Below are 20,217 nucleotides of genomic sequence, written 5' to 3' on the forward strand. Positions count from 1 at the left end.
ACCTACCGCTATTCTTAGTGTTTTGGCGCTTTTATATCGCAAAAAAGGCTTCCAGTTCTTTCAGCGTTTCTGGTGATGTCTGAATATCTTTTACGACTTCGCCCAAATGAAGCGCTACAATCCTGTTGCAAACCTCAACGGTATGCACCAAATCGTGTGAAGAAACTAAAACCGTTACGTTAGGGTCATCTGCCAATTCCTTAATGATGATTTTTAGTCGGTTTACCGTTGTGGGGTCTAAATTAGCAAAAGGTTCGTCTAAAATAACGACTTCCGGACTTCCAATCAAAGTGGCTATAATGCCGACTTTCTTCATGTTCCCTTTTGATAAATCTCGCAAGTATTTTTTATTGTTAAGAATTTCTCCGTTGAAAAATACTTCGTGCTTTTTTAATAGCGCATCTACATCGGCTTTGTTTTGACCGCGTAAATCGCCTATGAAATAGAAATATTCTTCAGCAGTTAGATAACCAATCAAAAAGCTTTCGTCTAAAAACGCCGAGGTAAAAGGCTTCCATGCTTCACTGCTGTCTACTCTGACATTATTGTTGATGATATGCCCTGAACTAGGTTGGATTAAGTCTAACAGCAAGCTGAAAAAGGTCGTTTTCCCAGCACCGTTATTTCCTACCAAACCGAAACTTTCTCCTTTAGGAATGTCTAGATTATGTATGTTTAGAACCGTTTTTTCTAAGCTATATCTTTTCGTTAAATTTTTTACTTGTATCATTTCTTTGAGGTTATGAGTTTATAAGGTTTACTATGTTTATGAGTTACTCCAAATCTATTTTTAGAAAAACACTAATTCTTTTGTTTGTAAGCAGCAATCGTCGAATATTTTTCTCTTTTATATATATTCTCAATTTGTTTGAAAACATAATTTCTGAAAGCAAATCCCAAAACTCCGGCTCCGGCGACCATAATCAATCCTACATTAGGTGAAAAAAGATAATAACCCAACGTATATAACCCCATTGGAATTAACATTTTTGGTAGCGAAATTAACATAGTCTTCATATTAAAAGCTTGTTTATCGCCAAAGGCTTGTTTGGATGACGATAAGTCAATAGGTGTTTTTACAAAAGCACCACCAAGCATTACTAAATGAGAGTTTACGCCAATATTAAAAATAGCTCCAGCCACTATGATAAGATAGGTGTGCAATCCGAAGTATAGATAGAAAGAAGCTACTAATGTTGAAATTACAGTCCCAATAACCATCAACCACCATTTAGAACTGATGTACTCGCGGTATTGAATGTTTTGACTCATCATCAATTGATAATAAGCACTATCCCAACTGGGCACAAACTGTCCGAAGGTGAATAAAAAGCCACCCGAAACAAAGATGCCTGCAAAAACTTTCATCCAAGGGTTGTCATAAGATTCAATCGCCTGCGTAAAAAATAACAATCCATAAAAAACGAAAACAAAACTCATAATCAAGGTAGTTCTTGACCGTTTATTACGCTTTAATAATTTGATGTCATTTTTAAGGAAAGTGCCAAGAGTTCCAAACTGATCTAGCCAAGTTAAATTCTCGGTTTTAGCCTCTTCACTTTTTTTAGCCAAACCGGTGTCCAGATTGAGGTTCTTTTTGAAATAGTCAAAAGAAAAATAATAGGTAACGGCCACTAGTAGAATCGGAATCAAAAATAAATACGATGTGGTATACATTCCGTGAAAGAACGGCTGCGTATAATTCGTTACATCAAAATAATTATAATACTGTGCCAACCCTAAACCTCCAACTACAAGTACTAAAGGATAAAAAATACTATTTTTATTATTGATTAAAACATTGATAAAATTATTAGAATAAATCATGGCCCACATTGCAAGACTCCATAAAACCGCATGAAAACCGTAGCCTTTTAACATTAAGACCACCGTGAACGGAATAAAGAAAAAAGCATGCAAAATATTGAAAAATGATATGACCGTTTTGCCCAATGAGAAATGAACAATAATATTTCGTTTAATGGGAAGATTCAACAATGGCTTGATATTGGTAACTGGCATTTTCTGAAAGAAATACCGAATGACTAAATCGAAAACGAAATAATAAATCAGGTATTTACTGACCGTCGCTAAGGGTTCCATCCCTTGATCCTTGAGAATAAAGAAAACCGCTGTTCCTAATATCGCAAAACAGACGATAAAATACAAAGCACCCAAACCCATTATAATTTTGAGGGCTAAATTGGCTCCAAAGGAAGCCGAACGAGCAAAAGCTTTCCATTCGAGTTTAATGAAATGTTTGAACATAGTTGATTGTTTAGGTTTCGAAATTAGTTTCTAAATATAAATATTTGTTACACACTTTCAAAGTTTCTTTACTTTTCTAATCATTGCTATTTCTTACCTTTGCCAAAAATATAACCTTCATGTCATCCTTTTATAAATTACAGATTAAAGAAGTTAAACACGAAACAGCTAGTGCTATCGCAGTTACTTTTAATATACCAAGCGAATTACAATCGGCTTACCAATTTATTGCCGGTCAATATGTCAATCTTAAACTGACGTTGGACGGAGAGGAAATCCGTCGTGCCTATTCTATTTGTTCCTCTCCCAACAGTGGCGATTTACGCATTGCCATCAAGTCGGTTAAACACGGTCACTTTTCAAAATTTGCCAATGAAAATCTCAAAGTAGGCGACATTCTGGAAGTAGGTCAACCCGAAGGAAAGTTTACTTTTGAACCCAATGCCGAACGTCAAAAAAACTATGCAGGATTTGCAGCCGGAAGTGGCATTACACCAGTCATGTCTATTCTGAAATCGGTTTTGGAAAGCGAACCCAACAGTACTTTTGTATTGGTCTATGGCAATAAAACGCCCGAAGAGACTATTTTTCATAACGAATTACACGAACTTCAATTGAAGTATGTAGGCCGCTTTTTTGTACATTATGTCTTCAGTCAAGCGAAACCGGAAGGGGAACTTTTTGGCCGCATTGAGAAGTCGACGGTTAATTTTGTACTGAACAACAAACACAAAGAAAAAGAGTTTGACAAATTCTATTTATGTGGCCCCGAAGAGATGATTAACATCGTTTCTATTGTTTTGAAAGAACATAATATCGCCGATAAGAATATCAAATTTGAATTGTTTTCTACTGCTACAGCCAACGAAAATACCGCAGCAGGAGCGCACTCTGGACATACTAAAATTACTGTTTTGGTAGATGATGAAGAAACTACTTTTGAAATGTCTCAGAAACAAACCGTTCTCGAAGCTGCATTAAAGCAAGGATTAGATGCTCCGTATTCTTGTCAAGGCGGTATTTGCAGCTCTTGCTTGGCTCGAATTACTCATGGAACTGCTGAGATGAAAAAGAATTCTATTTTAACTGATGGTGAAATTGCCGAAGGCTTGATTTTAACTTGCCAAGCACATCCCACTTCTGCGGAACTTTATGTGGATTATGACGATGTTTAAACACCGAAAGTGGCTTGGAATACTGGTATTGATGACCGGATTACTCACGAGTTGTAAAAAGCAGACCGAACAATTTATCCTATGCTCAGATGAAGAGGGTGTCATTTGCTCTGCCAAAAGCTCGTTTAACGATACTATTTTTTACGAAAATCGATTTCCGGATACGACAATATATTATTATGCAGCACTGTCAAAGCAACAAAATGAGGAACTAAAACGATTAATCCAAGTCCTCAAGACTGAAAAAAGCATTCCTGATTTTAAGTTGATGCCAAGTAGCGGCACTTTTATAGTGGCTTCGGATGGAGTACGGTTTTATGAAGCCGATTATTTCTTACCCTCAAGCAATACCAAAAAAATCTTGAGCCTTTTCCAGGCTAAAGCTTCCGCCATGAAAACAAGCAAAAAGTTAGAAGATTTCTGGAATATCGAAGGTGTTACGCCTCCGGAAAATCCTGAGCCTTAAAATTAGACGTGTTTTTGAGTTTATATTTCTTTACGTCCTAAAACTTTTTCAATAACATCTTGAGGAGCAATGGTACGCATAGCATCTTGATACCCTTCTACTTTCTTATTACCGTAAACGGATGTGGGCAGCAAAGGATATTTTTCTCTATCCGAAACTAAGCAGTTTTCGAGAGGTTGGTTGAATGGTGCAAATCCGGCATAAGGATGTGTAGCGCCCCAAAGCGTTATTACTTTTGTCCCGAGCATCGCGGCAATATGGGCATTCCCAGAATCCATCGAAAGCATGACGTTGAGATGGGATATCAAGTCCAATTCCTGAGGCAGTTTTAGTTTTCCAGCGATATTGATTACGTTTTGCTTACCGTTGGCAAATGCATTTAGAATTGCTATTTCCTTATTTCCGCCTCCAAAAAGAAAAATTTTATTGTCAGAATCTGACGCAAGAGCATCAATAACTTGCTGCATCAAATCGGGTGGATACACTTTGCTTTCGTATTGGGCAAAAGGTGCAATTCCAATCCAGCTTTGATTATTTTTTTCGCCCGATATTTTTAAAATTTCTGATGACAACAGGGCTTTTTGGGGAAATTTAGGTTGAGATAGATCAACCGTAAAACCTAGCTTTTTGAACGTATCTACATGTCTTTGGACCATCGTTTTGACGGGTTGAAAAACTTTATTCTCAGCTCTGGTTAAGGCTTTTTTATCGGCTCTTCCTTTGTCGGTAAAGGCCACTTTCTTTCCGCTTAAAGCGAATAACATTCGGATGATTTGGGAACGCAATACGTTGTGCAAATCAGCAACAGCATCAATATCCAGCTGCTTTAAATCGGAGTATAATTTTAACAATCCTAAAAAACCTTTATGCCTTTCTTTTAGATCGACTGCAAAGAAATCGACATTCGGAATACCCTCAAAAAAAGGTTTGAAAAAAGGGCGTGAAACGATTGTGATTTTTACGTTCGGATATTGTTCAACCAAAGCGCTGATAACAGGAACGGTCATCGCAACATCGCCCATGGCAGACATTCGAATGACAGCTATATGTTGGATTGGGTTTGACAATAGTTTGTCTATTTTTTGTTTTGGTACAATACCGGATTTAAATCGTCGTCGTTGTACATTTTCATCTGTTTGTATACTTTCATGAATTTGTCTCCGTTTTCAATATCGGTTAACAAATCATCAATGGCGGTGGACAAGTCGGTTCTTTGCTCTAATAGTACATTTAATTTGGCCTGACATTTATCTCGGTGTTCCTGAGAAGCTTCGCTACGGTTGGCTTCCTCGGTCATGTGATAAATTTTGAGGGCTAAAATGGATAATCGGTCAATCGTCCAAGCCGGACTTTCGGAATTGATTTTGGCATTCTCTTTTACTGTAACTTCTTTGTATTTTTGAAGAAAATAACTGTCGATATACTCTACCATATCCGTTCTTTCCTGATTGGATGCATCAATTCTTCTTTTCAAAACCAAAGCAGCCACAGGGTCAATATTAGGGTCTCTGATGATGTCTTCAAAATGCCACTGAACGGTATCAATCCAATTCTTAAAATAGAGTAAATGCTCTATCTTTTCTTTTGGATACGGATTGCTGATAGGTTGATCTACATTGTCATGAATGTGATAATCCCGGATACTTTGTTCAAATATGGAATAGGCAAATTTCGAAAACATATTTTTTATTTTTATTTTATTTAACTTTGTTCCGTTCGCCGCCTTGACGGCTCGGGTTCTATAATTCGACCCAAAGATCTCGACTGCAAAGATAGTTTTTTATACATTTACCTAAACATACAAATTCCCACATTCATGCATCTTCACAATATTTCGGAAAACAACAGTATTCTCAATCATTTTTTGGCTCAAATTCGCGATGTTACCATTCAAAAAGACAGTATGCGTTTCCGAAAAAACATAGAGCGTATAGGTGAAATTATGGCGTATGAATTGAGTAAAACACTAGAGTATAAGGATGTAGATGTTCAAACACCACTGGGAATAAAACACACTACCACAATAGCAGATCATGTAGTTTTATGTTCAATTCTTCGTGCCGGATTGGCTTTGCATACCGGTTTTATGAATATTTTTGACAATGCAGAAAACGGCTTTGTTTCGGCCTACCGCCATCATTATGACAACGATGATAAATTTGATATTTTAGTAGAATATCAGGCCGCACCTTCCTTTGAGAATAAAAATCTGATTTTAATTGACCCTATGCTTGCCACAGGACAGTCGATTGTAGCGGTTTTGCATAAATTGCATTTAGAACAAAAACCAAAAGAAATCCATATTGCTGTTGTTATTGCCGCGCCGGAAGGCATTGATTTCCTTAAAAAAAATCTGCCGGACAACTGTCATCTTTGGATTGCTGCCATTGATGAAAAGCTCAACGAAAAAAATTACATCGTTCCTGGTCTTGGTGATGCGGGCGATTTGGCTTATGGAAGTAAATTATAGTTGTGTAAAGAAGCAAAGAAAACAGCCTACAATCAATAACAACAAAACAATTTCCTGATACATTCGGTTTTGGGAGTATTCGATATTATTTGTACACATTACCGATAGCGGCATAAACGTAAAAATCAATGTAGTGTTATTCTTCTCAGGCGAAATCAGAAAAATGGTGGCTCCAATTAGAAATCCGAAAATCATTTTCTTATAAGATGCCTGTAAAATCAATGGTTTGTGCGTAAGCGACATCATCATTGACAGCAGAAAATACAGTGCAATCACAACAAAAAAGGAGAGTGCTATGTTTTGGTAATTATTGGTAAAATAATCAAGTTCGAAATTGGTTTGCGTTTGATTTATTATATGAGTAATCCAAGTTGGGTCCAACACTAACGCAGCAACCAAAAAAATTACCGCTGTGGCGAAAAAAGCAACGAAAGGTAAAAGCCAGTTTCTATAATCTCTTGATACGTGAAAAAAGATAGAAATGTAGACCAGCAAAATAAATAAGACGCACCAAAAGTGGAATAGACTTGCAATAAAAATCCACATCGAAGCATCAAAAATCTTTTCCTTTGGTGCTTTTAATGTTTGCAACGAAATCAATCTTCTGATGGCCAACAGCAGAAAAAAGTTGGCGAACAATAAGCTCATATTTCCAAAAACAGATGGGAAAATGAGTAAAAACAATAAGAAAAAGAAAATAGTATAACTACTATCTTTGGTGAGATTATTCTTTTTTACCGTAAAATTTATAAGGAAAAAGGATGAAATTAATAATACCAAAAGCGTTGCTGTTTTTAAAATTCCTTTTACATCATTAGCAGTGAGAGCATCGCTGGTTTGATACAAAAAAAAGAAAAGCACTAATAAAACCACAATAAGAGAATAATTAACTACTGTAGATTTTTTAAAAACACTTGTTATCATAAGTATATTTTATACATTTGTGCTTGTAAATATAACATTTTATAAAATGAAAGCATTTTTTGAAGGCATTCAAACTTTATTTGTAGATTTTTTGTTCAAGCCATTGGATTGGTTGCGTAGTTTAGAGCTAAGTAATTGGTGGTTGGCTAATATTTTTAGCTGGGCTGCAATATTTATTTGTGCTTATTATCTAGTTTACTGGTGTAAACAATTAAAAATACATCAAGAGAACAACGAAGAAAACCAAGATACAACGGCTCACTCTTTTTTAAAATAAAAGTTCCTTAATCTGCCAAGGGAGAGCTTAGGAATTATTTTAAATCCTTGCCAATATCTTTTCTAAAATACATCTTATCAAAATGTAGCTTGTCTATATTTTGGTAAGATTTTTTTTTGGCCTCTTCAAAATCAGCTCCAAAAGAAGTTATCGCTAAAACCCTTCCGCCATTGGTTACCACTTTTCCGTTTTCGATGCTGGTTCCGGCATGAAAAACCATTGAATCCTCAATATTGTCTAGGCCTGAAATTTCAAAACCTTTTTCGTAATCTTCGGGATAACCGCCAGACACTATCATTATGGTTGTAGCACTTCTTGGGTCAATTTTCAGAGTAACTTCATCCAGTTTTTGATTCGCCACAGCCTGAAACAACGCTACTAGATCCGATTGGATTCTTGGCATGACTACTTCGGTTTCTGGATCTCCCATTCTTACGTTGTACTCAATAACTATCGGTTCGCCTTTGACAATGATTAACCCGATAAAAATAAACCCTTTGTATTCGATTTGGTCTTTTTGCAAACCGTCTACTGTTGGCTTTATGATTCGAGTTTCTATTTTTTCCAACAAAAGGGCATCTGCAAAAGGGACAGGAGAAACCGCTCCCATTCCACCCGTATTTAAACCTGTATCGCCTTCTCCAATTCGTTTATAATCCTTAGCCGTTGGCAAAACTTTATAGTTTTTACCATCTGTTAAGACAAAGCAACTTAGCTCAATACCATCTAGAAATTCTTCAATAACAACCTTTTCGCTAGCAGTCCCAAATTTAGCTCCCACAAGCATATTTCTTAATTCGGTTTTGGCTTCTTCTAAATCGTTAAGTATTAGTACACCTTTTCCTGCGGCAAGACCATCTGCTTTTAAAACGTACGGAGGTTGCAGGGTTTCTAAAAAAGCACAGCCCTTTTCAACTGTAGCTACTGTAAAACTATCATAAGCGGCGGTTGGAATGTTGTGTTTTACTAAAAACTCTTTAGCAAATTCTTTACTGCCTTCTAATTGTGCGCCTAGTTTTGATGGTCCTATAACAGGGATATGATTTATAGCATTATCATTTTTGAAAAAATCATAAATTCCAAGCACCAAGGGGTCTTCCGGACCTACTACTACCATATCAATTTTCTCCTGAATTACAAAAGTTTTCAGGGCTTCGAAATCCGTTGGACTGATAGAGATGTTAGTTGCTATTGAGGCAGTTCCGGCGTTTCCTGGAGCCACAAAAAGCTGGCTACATTTGGAGCTTTGAATTAGTTTATAGGCCAAAGCATGCTCTCTGCCACCTGATCCAAGTAGTAAAATTGTCATGGTGTTGTTGTTTGTTTTGAATTCATTTCAGAATCTATTGTGGCGCAAAAATAAGCTGTTTATTTTTTAGTTTGAAATAAATAAGCGATTAATGTCTTATATGAAAGCTATCATAAACTTCAGATTAAGTCTAAAATAATAATGACTTATTAACAATTTTAAAACGTAAGAAAACCTCTTGTTCATTGAATATAGTGACAATTTGTTATGCTTTAGTTATCAAACAATTAACTTATTAACAGTTGTATTTTCCTTCAAAATAAAGTTTGTAAATTTATAAGATAACTTTTAATCTTTTTTATTATGAAAACAAGACAATTTTTCTTTTCGGCTTTTGTAATTATCCTTTTAGGAACTACAACTTTGGTTAATGCGCAAGCAACGCAAGCTAATAATGCAATTTTAGCGACGGATTATTTAGGTTCTTCAAATAATGTTGATGTTCTTTTCAAAAGAAACGCTGTTTCAGCTGGAAAGATCAGTACAAACATAATGCACTTAGGTCTTAACTCATTTGCAGGGAATAACTCTACATCTATAGGCTCTTTAGCAGGACAATATTGTACAACTGGCATCTTAAATAGTGTCTATGTTGGGCATAGTGCCGGTCAAGGATCAACAACAACGGCAAACTCGGGTTATTTAAATACATATATTGGTAATAGTGCTGGGAACCGTAACACAACCGGAGGCTATAATGCATTTTTTGGAGGTAGTGCTGGTTTTCAAAATTCCTCAGGTAGTAGTAATACATATATCGGTGTTAACTCTGGTTCTCAGAACACAACAGGAAGTAATAATACTTTTATAGGAAGATATAGTGGGCAAAATAATGTAGGTTCAAGTAATGTTTTTGTTGGTTACTCATCAGGTTACAACGAGACTGGCTCTAACAAACTTTATATAGATAATTCCAACACTGCAACACCTCTGGTTTGGGGTGATTTTGCAAACGATGAGGTAAAACTAAACGGTAAAGTAGGTATTGGAGCTGTTACTACCTTTCCTACAAATGCCGGAGGTGTAAGTGTCGCTAATTATAAGTTATTTGTAACGGGAGGGATTCTTACTGATGAAGTTAGAGTAAATCTAAGCGCTGGTGGCACCTGGGCAGACTATGTTTTCCACAAAGATTATAATCTAAAATCATTGTCTGAAGTTGAAAGTTTCATCAAAGAAAATGGTCATTTACCTAATGTTCCTTCGGCAGCACAAGTTAAAGAGGAAGGAATTGCGTTAGGGGAAATGTCAAAACTCCAACAGGAGAAAATTGAGGAATTGACGCTATATGTAATTGCCCAAAACAAAGAAATTGAACTACTTAAAACTCAAGTAAAGGAAATTGAGGCGCTTAAAAAAATGATGACAGAGTTAATCAATAAAAAATAAAGCATCATGAAAAAAATACTAATTTACATAATGGTAGTTTGGGTAAATTTCGCATTTGCACAATATACCGAATGGCACGTCCAGACAATTCCCAACGGCGGTAGCCCCACAAATCAGGGAACAGAAAGTAGTCCTTGGGACTTACAGACCGCATTAAATAATCCGAGTAATAAAATTAAACCAGGAGATGTAGTGTGGCTTCATAATGGCGTTTACACAGGACATTACACGAGTAGCGCGGCACTAAGTGGTACAGCAACACAGTATATAACTGTTGCTTCATATCCCGGTGAATGGGCTGTGTTGAATGGAAATATTTATTCCTATGTTGAGCCTCCTCAGGGCCTGCCAAATGTAGAGGAAGATCCTAATGCTTTACCTGCTACAATTGATCAGGAAATGAGCACTTATTTGGCTACAGAGGAAGAAGATACATTTGCCGTTTTGTTAGTCGAAGGTGGATACGTACAATTTAAAAATTTTGAAATATCTTGTTTAGGTAATTTAAACAGACTTTTTGTCTCAGATAGTGCCGGAAATAATTGTGATACCTCTAACGGATTCCATAAAATAGTAGGTATAAGTCATAGTGTTGCAACGGCAAATAAATTTACCAATTTGGTAATAAGAAATATACCTGGTGAAGGGATTGGTTCTTGGAAGTATACCGATAATACTGAGATTTATGGTTGTATAATTTACTATAACGGCTATATTCTAAACAGTAAATCAACGTGTGCTTCAACTTCATTCAGTGTTGTGGGCAAAGGGCCGGGTATCTATAGTCAAAATGAAGATGCTACCTTAAAAAGAATCATTAAAAACAATATTATTCTAAACAATTATGATAGTGGCTTTTTCATCTGGTCGGCAACGAGTAACCCTGGCTTTGACTATTTGCGCAGCTATGATGTTACAAGGAATGTATTTATTAACAATGGTAGTCCTCAGCGCGATGAAACCGCTAATATTATTATAAAATCCAATAGTGGAAACAGCTTTAATCATCCATACAATATTAATGTAGATAATAATATTTTCTATTTTAACAGTAGAACGAGCAATGTATCTGGTATTGATTTACAAAATTCATCAGGTGTTACCATGACTGATAATTCCATATTCAAAGGTACAGCTGGAGTAAAATTTACATCAAACAATACAAATCTTGACTTTCAGCACAACATGTATTTTGGAAAAAGATTGCAGACAATCATAGACCCCACTACTTATGCTGCGAACAATTGGACTATGGATAATAATAGTTACTTTACAAGATCCGATTCATTTAATATGTTTGAAATAGCTGTAGGAACGCTAAGATACAGTTTGCCTACTTTTCAATCTTTATATGCTGATGAATTGAACTCGACAAGGCTTGCAAATACGGATATATCTACACCAATTGTCGGTATGATTAATGCTGCCGCTCCACAAAAAACACTGGTCACACAAAATCAATATAATCCTAACCTGTTTTATGTGACTATTTTTAATCCGCGTGCAGATTTGGCTTCAACTAATACTATAAATGTAGATTTCTCTTCCTATGGCATCCCGAATGGTAAAGTTTACAGAATAACAGATGCTGAAAATTATTTCGGTGCTCAAACAATTGGAACTGTATCCTCCGGTATTGTCCCTTTCCCAATGACCTTAACCACAATAGAGCCTATTACGGGAGTATTGGGGAGAGATTATATAACAAACATTGAACATACTTTAAAAGACCTACATGTCTTTACTGTTTATTTTGGCTGTGACATCAATTTTGATGAGTACAGACAAAATATAAACGAAAGTTCAACTGTAACTATATTAGCAAAAAACCGGATTACTCTGGGAACAAATTACATTGCTAATAATGGTTCAGATATAACGGCTAAAGCAAGTAGAGATATCAAAATAATAGGAAGTTCCCATCTAAAATCTGGTAGTAAAGTACACTTAAAAATAGAAGATCCTTGTCCGGATTTAAACTATGTAGGAGAAGGTAGCTCTTCTAAAATGAGCTCTGTTTCAGACGAAGTAAAAACAACCAAGGAAACTTCCGGCAACTTAATCATTTATCCTAACCCCAATTCCGGTATTTTTAATGTCGAAAATGGTAAAGGGTTGAAAATACAACAAGTTATCGCAAGCGATATCAACAAAGCTGAAGTGGTGTTTGACCAAAAATACCATAATGAGCCCCATGTTGAAGTCGACATTTCCTCCAAACCTTCTGGTATTTATGTAATAGATGTTTTCTTTGAAGATGGCACTAAAGAAACACAGAAAATCATTAAAAAATAATTATTATCTCAATTCATAAAAACCCCGAAGCCTTAGCTTCGGGGTTTTATTGTAAAAATTTTCATTACCCTTTTTATCACTCCATTTTAAACGTAAACGTGTTGCTTTTGAAGTTGTTTACAGTCCAAAGCATGCGCTCTGCTACCAGAGCCCAGTAATAAAATTGTTATGGTGATGATGTTAATTTTTTTGCAAAAACATAGAGTTTATTTTTTTATTACTCATTTTTTACTAATTTAGTGCTCTTAAAATAAATTAAAACGAAAAACTATGAAAAAATCATTACTTTTTTTATCCTTAGTCGCTTCATTATCTATAAATGCACAATGGACATCTCAAGCAACGGGATTTACAGATGCAGCTAGAGGATTAGGCGAAATTAGAATTGTGGATGCAAACACAGTATGGGCTGTTGCTTATGACGGTTCTGGACTTGGTGCTGACATTCAGGAATATACAAGAACTACCAATGGTGGCGCCTCTTGGACAACAGGTTTGTTTGAGGTAGGAGATCCTAACCTTAGAATAACCAATGTTTCCCCTGTTAGCGGAGATACGGCTTGGGTAGGAGTTTTTGATGAAGCTAATGGCCTTGGCGGCGTTTTTAAAACTGAAAACGGAACTGACTGGGTACAACAAAATTCAGGAGCTTACACAACTCCTGGAGAATCTTGGTTTAACTGTGTACACTTTTTTGATGCGAACGTTGGTATAACAATGGGGGACCCAGAAGCCGGAGAATATGAAATTTACAGAACTACTGATGGTGGTGATTCTTGGACTCGTGTTCCAGGTCCAGCCTTGCCAAACCCATTAAGTGGAGAATACGGATACAATGGAGGATACGCTTACAGCGGAGATACGCTTTGGTTTACCACTAACAAAGGTCGTTTATACAGAACAAATGATAGAGGAGTAACTTGGAATGCTTACCAAGCGCCTTTAACTGATTTTGGTAGTGCCGCACAAAGTGGTTCAGTAGATTTTAGTTCTACAACTAATGGTTGTTTACTTAAAACAGCTGGTACGGTTTACACTTTCTATACTACAACAAACGGTGGTCAAACTTGGTCTGCTGGTGTTCCTTTTACCGGAACACGTCGTTTGCTTTCTTACATTCCTGGAACTAACATAATCGTTGGAACTTCTGCAGCTGCTCCAGTTGGAACTTCTGTGAGTGTTGACAATGGTACTACATGGACTGAAGTTGAAGCGGCTGAACAAAGAGGAGTTTCTGCTTTCTTAAACGAAACTACAGGATGGTGTGCAGGATTTAGTACTGACGAATTAACAGACGGTATCTTCAAATTAACAGGTACTTTAGGAAATTCAGATTTTACTACTGCTACTAAATTTAAAGTATATCCTAACCCAGCAACTTCTACTATTTCTATAGCTTCTGCTGAAGTAGATACATACAACTTATCAGTAACTGATTTGTCAGGAAAAGTTGTTATGACTAGAACATTAAACGGAATGGAAAACACTTTAGATATTTCTACTCTTGCTACTGGTGCTTATTTCTTTGAATTAAACGCTGATAACAAAAAAGAAGTAGTTAAAATTCTTAAAAATTAATTCCAAATAAAATACTATTTTTAAGGGCTAACAAATGTTAGCCCTTTTTTTATTTTACTATGTTCCATCTTTTCAATTTATCGCTTCGGTTTAATGGCTTTCCTATGAAGGAAGCTACTGCTGTATTAGAGAAAATCAGTTTCATTAGCGATTCTGGCTTTGAGAATTATGTTGTTGAAAAGAAAAAAGAAATTGTATCATATCATATAAAAAATAACACCTCTTATCGGGAGTTTTTCGAAAAGGTGGATTTTACCCGTTGGGAAGAAGTTCCGATAATGACCAAAAAAGAATTTCAAAAACCATTGGGACAAAGACTATCGAATGGATTTACATCAAAGAATGTGTATGTCAACAAAACTTCAGGCTCTAGTGGTGATCCCTTTATTTTTGCGAAAGATAAATTTTGTCATGCCTTGACTTGGGCCAATATCATTCATCGCTTTGGATGGTTTGACATTGATTTTAATACTTCGCTACAAGCACGCTTTTATGGAATTCCCCTAGACTTTATTGGAAACAAAAAAGAACGTCTAAAAGATTTTTTGAGCAACCGTTATCGATTTACCATTTTTGATTTATCAGATGCTGTGTTAGAAAAAGTACTTTTAAAATTCAGGCATAAACGATTTGACTACATCAATGGTTATACTTCGTCAATTGTGCTGTTTGCGAAATTTTTACAACAAAAAAACATCATACTGAAGGAGGTTTGTACAAGCTTGAAATGTTGTGTCGTTACTTCCGAAATGCTGTTTGAAGACGATAAAGTTTTACTGGAAACACAATTTGGAGTTCCTGTTGTAAACGAATACGGTGCTTCTGAATTGGATTTAATCGCTTTTCAAAATGTAGCCGGCGAATGGCAAGTCAACTCAGAAACATTGTTCGTAGAAATTTTGGACGATAACAATACTGTTTTACCCAACGGAAAAGAAGGTCGCATTGTAATAACTTCGCTTTATAACAAAGCCCATCCTTTTATCCGTTACGATATTGGTGATGTTGGCATCTTAGACGAAAAAAGCACCTTGAAAAAACCTATCCTGAAAAAGTTAATCGGCAGAACGAATGACATTGCTGTTTTACCTAGTGGAAAAAAATCGCCAGGCTTGACTTTTTATTATGTGACTAAAAGCATTATTCAAGATGACGGAAATGTAAAAGAATTTGTGATAAAACAAACCAAAATTGATACTTTTGACATCGAATATGTTAGCTCTGTAGCATTGTCAGAAATACAAATTCAACAAATTGAAAAAGCCATCACCACTTATTTGGAAAAAGGATTGTCTTTCTCATTTACTCGAAAAGAAAAATTAGAACGTAGTACAAGCGGCAAATTGAAACAGTTTGTCTCTTTAGTAAAATAGAATCCTGAAAATAAATTCAGCACAAACCATGAAAATTACCATCGTAGCTGGCGCAAGACCCAATTTTATCAAAATAGCACCCATTATCAAAGCCATCGAAAAAAGGCAAAATGAAGGGTCAAACATTTCCTATCGTTTGGTTCATACCGGACAACATTATGATAAAAATCTGAGCGATACTTTTTTTGAAGAACTCAACATTCCACATCCCAATGCGAATTTGGAAGTAAAAAGCGGTTCGCAATCAGTCCAAACTGCCGCTATCATGATTGCATTTGAGCAAGAATTATTGCAAAATCCTTGTGATTTAGTTTTGGTGGTTGGCGATGTTAATTCGACCATGGCCTGTGCTATTGTTGCTAAAAAATTAAATATTAAAGTAACTCATGTTGAAGCCGGAATCCGTTCTGGAGACATGACTATGCCCGAGGAAATCAACCGAATTGTAACGGATAGTATCACCGATTATTTCTTTACCACCTCCACTTGGGCTGGAGAAAATCTGTTAAAATATGGTGCTGATCCCAATACTATTCACTTTGTGGGCAATGTAATGATTGACACGTTATATCAAAATATAAATCGCAGTTCGGCTCCGTCTTTTTGGGAGGAATTTAAGCTTGAAACCGGAAACTATATTATCCTAACGTTACATCGTCCGGCAAATGTAGATGAAGAAAAATCATTGATTCATTTGTTAGAAGGCATTGATAGAATGGTTGGTACTAAAAAAATCATTTTCCCTATCCACCCTAGAACCAAAGCTATCCTTGGAGAAATCAATTTAGAACTAAAAAATATACTATTTGTGGAGCCACAAGGCTATCTTAATTTTATGTTTCTGATAAAAAACAGTTTTGCCGTAATCACCGATTCGGGTGGTATTTCTGAAGAAACTACCGTTTTAGGAATTCCGTGTTTCACGATGCGTAATAATACGGAAAGACCAGAAACACAGACTATCGGAACCAACACTTTGGTCGGAACCTCAATTGAAAATCTTGAGAAAGTATTTGGAGAATTTTTGACAAACGGTCCAAGAAAAGCGGGAATTCCGGAACTTTGGGACGGAAAAGCTTCTGAACGAATCATTGATATTCTGCTAAAGACCCAAAGTCTGTAGCTGCTGAAATAAATGCAGCCTTTATGGAAGAAATCCTTATCATATCTAATTATTATCCACCCGAAAAAGGTGCAGCTGCCAACAGGATTGAGCAGTTAGCTTTAAAATTAGATCAAAACAAGTATATGGTTACTGTGATTTGTCCGTTGGGAAATTACCCTAAAGGAGAACTTTTCCCAGAATATAAAGGAAAATTTTCTGTGAACGAAAAACTTCAAAATATTAATGTGAAACGACTTTGGATTTATCCAAGTGTCAGTAAAAATATATTGATTCGAATTCTTTCGGTTTTATCTTTCTCTTCATGTTTATTTTTCTATTTATTGTTTAATAAAACGCCAAAAAAAGTCGTTGTTCAGTCACCGCCATTATTGCTTTCTTTTATTGCTGTTTTGGTGCTGTCGCAGAAGAACAAAAAAATTATTCTCAACATTTCGGATTTGTGGCCTTTAGCTGCTATCGAATTAAAGGCTTTGAAAAAAGAGTCTTTTTCGCATAAGTTTTCGCTATTTCTGGAGCGTTTTATTTATAAAAAATCGACTTTAATTTTAGGACAATCCAATGAAATTATTACACATGTTCGTTCCCTTTTTCCTGATAAAGAGTGTTTTTTATATCGCAATTTTCCCGATCATAAAATTTCCGAAATAGAATTAACTACCAAACATCGCGAACCTATCAAAATTTTCTACGCTGGACTTCTTGGAATCGCGCAAGGTGTCTTCGAATTATGTCAAAAAATCGATTTAAACGGATTAAACATAGAACTACATCTGTTTGGAGATGGCGCCGAAAAAAGTCAAATAGAGAGCTTTGTTTCATCTTCAAAAAATGCTCAGATTTACTTTCATGGTATGTTAGATAGAAAAGAACTTCATACTCGATTACAATCTTTTGATATTGCTATCATTCCGTTAAAAACTAGGATTTATGGCTCTGTACCTTCTAAAATTTTTGAATATGGTGCTATGGGTTTTCCGATGCTTTATTTTGGTGGAGGTGAAGGCGAAACTATCGTAAATAACAACAATCTGGGTTGGGTTGTTCCCGTTGAAAATTATGGTGCTTTAAATCAACTACTGCAGGTTATTTCGACTATGCCAAAATCTGAATTAGAGGTTATGAAAAAGCAGATTTTTACAAGAGCCCAAAAAGAATTTGATTTAGATTTCCAAATAAAATCTCTGATTGCAAAAGGCGTTTTCTAATAGGCTTTATCCTCGCCTTTAAAGATATTAAAAACGGTTTGGAAGATAATTTTTATGTCCATAATTAGCGACCAATTTTCTATATAAAACACATCAAGCTTGATACGGTTTATCATATCTTCTTCTGTTTCAATTTCTCCTCTAAATCCTTTTACCTGAGCTAAACCCGTAATACCCGGCTTTACATAATGGCGAACCATGTATTTCTTTATTTTGCTGGCATACGCTTTATTTTGCGACCATAAATGCGGTCTTGGACCAACAACAGACATATCACCAAGCAATACATTGAAAAACTGTGGCAATTCGTCCATACTTGTTTTTCGCATAAACCTTCCCATTTTGGTTACTCTTGGGTCGTTTTTTGAGGCTTCTTTTTCAGTAAAGCCGTTTACTTGCATGGAACGAAATTTATAACAGAAGAATTCTTCCTCATCCAATCCTGGTCTGCCTTGTTTGAAAAAAACTGGGCCTTTAGATTCAAGCTTAATCAGTAATGCCAACAACGGAATCAACCAAGAAAGCAATAAAATAATCACTAATAAAGAAAAAAAGATGTCGAAAATTCTTTTTACACCTTTTATAAAGGGATTGTGTAGTTGTGTTTTTTGAAGTGATAATACTGGAAATAGTTCATAATAATCTATTTTCAGGTTCTTAGAAAAAATTTCTTTGGTGTCTGGAATAAATTTGATGGCTTTTTTATTGTCGTCTGCAAATTCAACCAACTCTTTTAATTTCTCGTTGGAGATTTCGTTTAAGGAACAATAAATTTCGTCAACTTTATTAATCAATACAAATTCCTTTAAATCTTCAATTTTCCCTCTAACATCATGATTTTGCTTTTTATCTGAAAAATATCCCAAGAATCTGTAGCCATAATCTTTTCTGGTTTCGAAGACTTCTTTTAGTCGAATAGCTTCAGCTGTATATCCTATGATAACTGCATTTCTAAAGTTACTGCCCGTTACTATTCTGTATTTTTTTAAATAAAAAAACCAAAAATATTTAAACGTTACAATAATGCAAAAACTGACTGTAATGAAAATGGCGATAGCTTTTCCGCTAAAAATAACCGTCTTAGCAAAAGGGAAGAAAGCTATTACAACCAGTAAAAAAACGCTGAACTGTTTTACCAATTTAGTGATTATTTCAACAGGAGTTGTGAATCGATAAACCTCGTAATACTTTACCAGAATGGCAATCAAAATCCAGGTAAATGTTTGATATGTCAAATAGTACAACGCATTAATATTTAATTCTCTAAAGAAAAAAATACTTAATGCCGTGATAACCACTAGATCGAAAAGAACATTTATCGGTCTAATATATTTAGAATACCTACCTGTTTGTTGTGCAACCATATAGTATTTTAATGGATATATCCTTTAAAGTCTTTGTGCTCTTCTTTTAAAAGTTCTTCTGATGAAAGCGATTTAAAGTAATCATAGGTTAATTTCATTCCTTCTTCTCGAGATACTTTGGCTTCCCAACCTAAGATTTCTTTGGCGCGTGTTGTATCTGGTTGCCGTTGCATTGGGTCGTTAATTGGCAGTGGATGATAGACTACTTTTTGACTAGTACCTGTTAACTTTATAATCTCATCCGCAAAATCCTTGATAGTGATTTCGTTTGGGTTACCAATATTAACTGGTTGGGAATAGTCTGAATGCAATAATCTGAATATCCCTTCCACTTGGTCTGTCACATAACAGAAAGAACGGGTTTGGCTACCATCACCAAAAATGGTTAAATCTTCGCCTCGTAATGCCTGACCGATGAAAGCCGGAATAACACGACCGTCATTGAGTCGCATTCTTGGTCCATAGGTATTGAATATTCTAACTATTCTGGTTTCTACGCCGTGAAAGGTGTGATAAGCCATCGTTATGGATTCCTGAAAACGTTTGGCTTCGTCATAAACGCCTCTTGGACCTATGGTATTTACGTTTCCGTAATAGTCTTCTGTTTGCGGATGAACCAAAGGATCACCATAAATTTCTGAAGTAGAGGCAATAAGGATTCTTGCTTTTTTAACGCGAGCCAAGCCAAGAAGATTATGGGTTCCAAGTGAACCGACTTTTAGTGTCTGAATAGGGATTTTTAAATAATCTATCGGACTTGCCGGTGATGCAAAATGTAGAATATAATCAAGGTTTCCGGGAACGTGAACGAACTTAGTAACATCGTGATGATAAAATTCAAAGTTTTTATCTTTAAACAGATGTTCAATATTTTTTAAATCGCCCGTAATTAAATTATCCATTCCGATAACAAAATAACCTTCGGATATAAAACGGTCACAAAGATGCGAGCCTAAAAACCCAGCTGCACCTGTAATTAGTATTCTTTTCATATAATT

Annotated in this window: 18 protein-coding genes; 10 read left to right on the forward strand and 8 right to left on the reverse strand. The window is 35.7% G+C overall.

All coding sequences use genetic code 11. The features are described 5' to 3' along the window. Window positions 1-31 precede the first annotated feature (31 nt). Both ACULEU_RS14945 and ACULEU_RS14950 read right to left on the reverse strand, forming a co-directional pair. Window positions 32-730, reverse strand: coding sequence for an ABC transporter ATP-binding protein (locus ACULEU_RS14945; RefSeq protein WP_445453370.1), 699 nt, complete (start codon window positions 728-730; stop codon window positions 32-34). Window positions 731-801: 71 nt separating this feature from the next. Beyond that, entirely contained in the window at window positions 802-2,268 is a 1,467-nt protein-coding gene (locus tag ACULEU_RS14950; RefSeq protein ID WP_445453371.1) for a DUF5687 family protein, read from the reverse strand. 119 nt (window positions 2,269-2,387) lie between these two features. Between ACULEU_RS14950 and ACULEU_RS14955 the strand changes: the two genes are divergently transcribed. Together ACULEU_RS14955 and ACULEU_RS14960 are read left to right on the forward strand one after the other, a co-directional pair. Next, a complete protein-coding gene (locus tag ACULEU_RS14955; protein ID WP_445453372.1) occupies window positions 2,388-3,443 on the forward strand; it encodes a 2Fe-2S iron-sulfur cluster-binding protein in 1,056 nt (351 codons plus the stop codon). Between the two features lie 31 nt (window positions 3,444-3,474). After that, window positions 3,475-3,909 carry a hypothetical protein gene (locus ACULEU_RS14960; protein WP_445453373.1) on the forward strand — a complete coding sequence of 145 codons (435 nt, stop codon included), beginning with the start codon at window positions 3,475-3,477 and terminating at the stop codon, window positions 3,907-3,909. A gap of 20 nt (window positions 3,910-3,929) precedes the next feature. Here the strand turns inward: ACULEU_RS14960 and ACULEU_RS14965 are convergent, their stop codons facing one another. Both ACULEU_RS14965 and ACULEU_RS14970 read right to left on the reverse strand, forming a co-directional pair. Next, window positions 3,930-4,931, reverse strand: a complete 1,002-nt coding sequence (locus ACULEU_RS14965; protein WP_445454863.1) for a glycosyltransferase family 9 protein — start codon at window positions 4,929-4,931, stop codon at window positions 3,930-3,932. Between the two features lie 53 nt (window positions 4,932-4,984). Then, the gene (locus ACULEU_RS14970) at window positions 4,985-5,590 is read right to left on the reverse strand and encodes a DUF4254 domain-containing protein (RefSeq protein WP_445453374.1); all 606 of its coding nucleotides are present in this window, start codon (window positions 5,588-5,590) and stop codon (window positions 4,985-4,987) included. 135 nt (window positions 5,591-5,725) lie between these two features. Here ACULEU_RS14970 and upp point away from each other — a divergent pair, with 135 nt between their 5' ends. Further along, entirely contained in the window at window positions 5,726-6,379 is a 654-nt protein-coding gene (gene upp / locus ACULEU_RS14975) for a uracil phosphoribosyltransferase (RefSeq protein WP_445453375.1), read from the forward strand. Here the strand turns inward: upp and ACULEU_RS14980 are convergent. Next, window positions 6,374-7,303 (reverse strand): DUF6427 family protein, encoded by a 930-nt coding sequence (locus ACULEU_RS14980; RefSeq protein WP_445453376.1) that lies wholly within the window; start codon window positions 7,301-7,303, stop codon window positions 6,374-6,376. The two genes, upp and ACULEU_RS14980, sit on opposite strands and share 6 nt — an antisense overlap. Window positions 7,304-7,349: 46 nt before the next feature. Between ACULEU_RS14980 and ACULEU_RS14985 the strand changes: the two genes are divergently transcribed. Then, a complete protein-coding gene (locus tag ACULEU_RS14985) occupies window positions 7,350-7,580 on the forward strand; it encodes a DUF6341 family protein (RefSeq protein WP_445453377.1) in 231 nt (76 codons plus the stop codon). A 34-nt stretch (window positions 7,581-7,614) separates the two neighbouring features. On the opposite strand, the gene purD is transcribed toward ACULEU_RS14985, so the two are convergent. Further along, complete coding sequence (purD, locus tag ACULEU_RS14990) at window positions 7,615-8,889, reverse strand: phosphoribosylamine--glycine ligase (protein WP_445453378.1); 1,275 nt, start codon at window positions 8,887-8,889, stop codon at window positions 7,615-7,617. 303 nt (window positions 8,890-9,192) lie between these two features. Here purD and ACULEU_RS14995 point away from each other — a divergent pair, with 303 nt between their 5' ends. The 6 genes from ACULEU_RS14995 (at window position 9,193) to ACULEU_RS15020 (ending at window position 17,855) form a co-directional block, all read left to right on the forward strand. Continuing rightward, a complete protein-coding gene (locus ACULEU_RS14995) occupies window positions 9,193-10,278 on the forward strand; it encodes a hypothetical protein (protein ID WP_445453379.1) in 1,086 nt (361 codons plus the stop codon). A 6-nt stretch (window positions 10,279-10,284) separates the two neighbouring features. Continuing rightward, complete coding sequence (locus ACULEU_RS15000) at window positions 10,285-12,573, forward strand: T9SS type A sorting domain-containing protein (protein ID WP_445453380.1); 2,289 nt, start codon at window positions 10,285-10,287, stop codon at window positions 12,571-12,573. Window positions 12,574-12,843: 270 nt separating this feature from the next. Beyond that, window positions 12,844-14,151: a T9SS type A sorting domain-containing protein gene (locus tag ACULEU_RS15005; protein ID WP_445453381.1), complete on the forward strand. Its 1,308-nt coding sequence runs from the start codon at window positions 12,844-12,846 to the stop codon at window positions 14,149-14,151. A 59-nt stretch (window positions 14,152-14,210) separates the two neighbouring features. Further along, window positions 14,211-15,524, forward strand: a complete 1,314-nt coding sequence (locus ACULEU_RS15010; protein ID WP_445453382.1) for a phenylacetate--CoA ligase family protein — start codon at window positions 14,211-14,213, stop codon at window positions 15,522-15,524. A gap of 28 nt (window positions 15,525-15,552) precedes the next feature. Beyond that, the gene (gene wecB, locus ACULEU_RS15015; RefSeq protein WP_445453383.1) at window positions 15,553-16,647 is read left to right on the forward strand and encodes a non-hydrolyzing UDP-N-acetylglucosamine 2-epimerase; all 1,095 of its coding nucleotides are present in this window, start codon (window positions 15,553-15,555) and stop codon (window positions 16,645-16,647) included. Between the two features lie 23 nt (window positions 16,648-16,670). Continuing rightward, the gene (locus ACULEU_RS15020; protein WP_445453384.1) at window positions 16,671-17,855 is read left to right on the forward strand and encodes a glycosyltransferase family 4 protein; all 1,185 of its coding nucleotides are present in this window, start codon (window positions 16,671-16,673) and stop codon (window positions 17,853-17,855) included. On the opposite strand, the gene ACULEU_RS15025 is transcribed toward ACULEU_RS15020, so the two are convergent. Together ACULEU_RS15025 and ACULEU_RS15030 are read right to left on the reverse strand one after the other, a co-directional pair. Continuing rightward, complete coding sequence (locus ACULEU_RS15025; RefSeq protein ID WP_445453385.1) at window positions 17,852-19,219, reverse strand: undecaprenyl-phosphate glucose phosphotransferase; 1,368 nt, start codon at window positions 19,217-19,219, stop codon at window positions 17,852-17,854. The genes ACULEU_RS15020 and ACULEU_RS15025 overlap by 4 nt on opposite strands. 8 nt (window positions 19,220-19,227) lie before the next feature. Continuing rightward, window positions 19,228-20,211, reverse strand: a complete 984-nt coding sequence (locus ACULEU_RS15030; RefSeq protein ID WP_445453386.1) for a UDP-glucuronic acid decarboxylase family protein — start codon at window positions 20,209-20,211, stop codon at window positions 19,228-19,230. Window positions 20,212-20,217 lie beyond the last annotated feature (6 nt).

The sequence above is a fragment of the Flavobacterium sp. 25HG05S-40 genome (assembly GCF_052654735.1).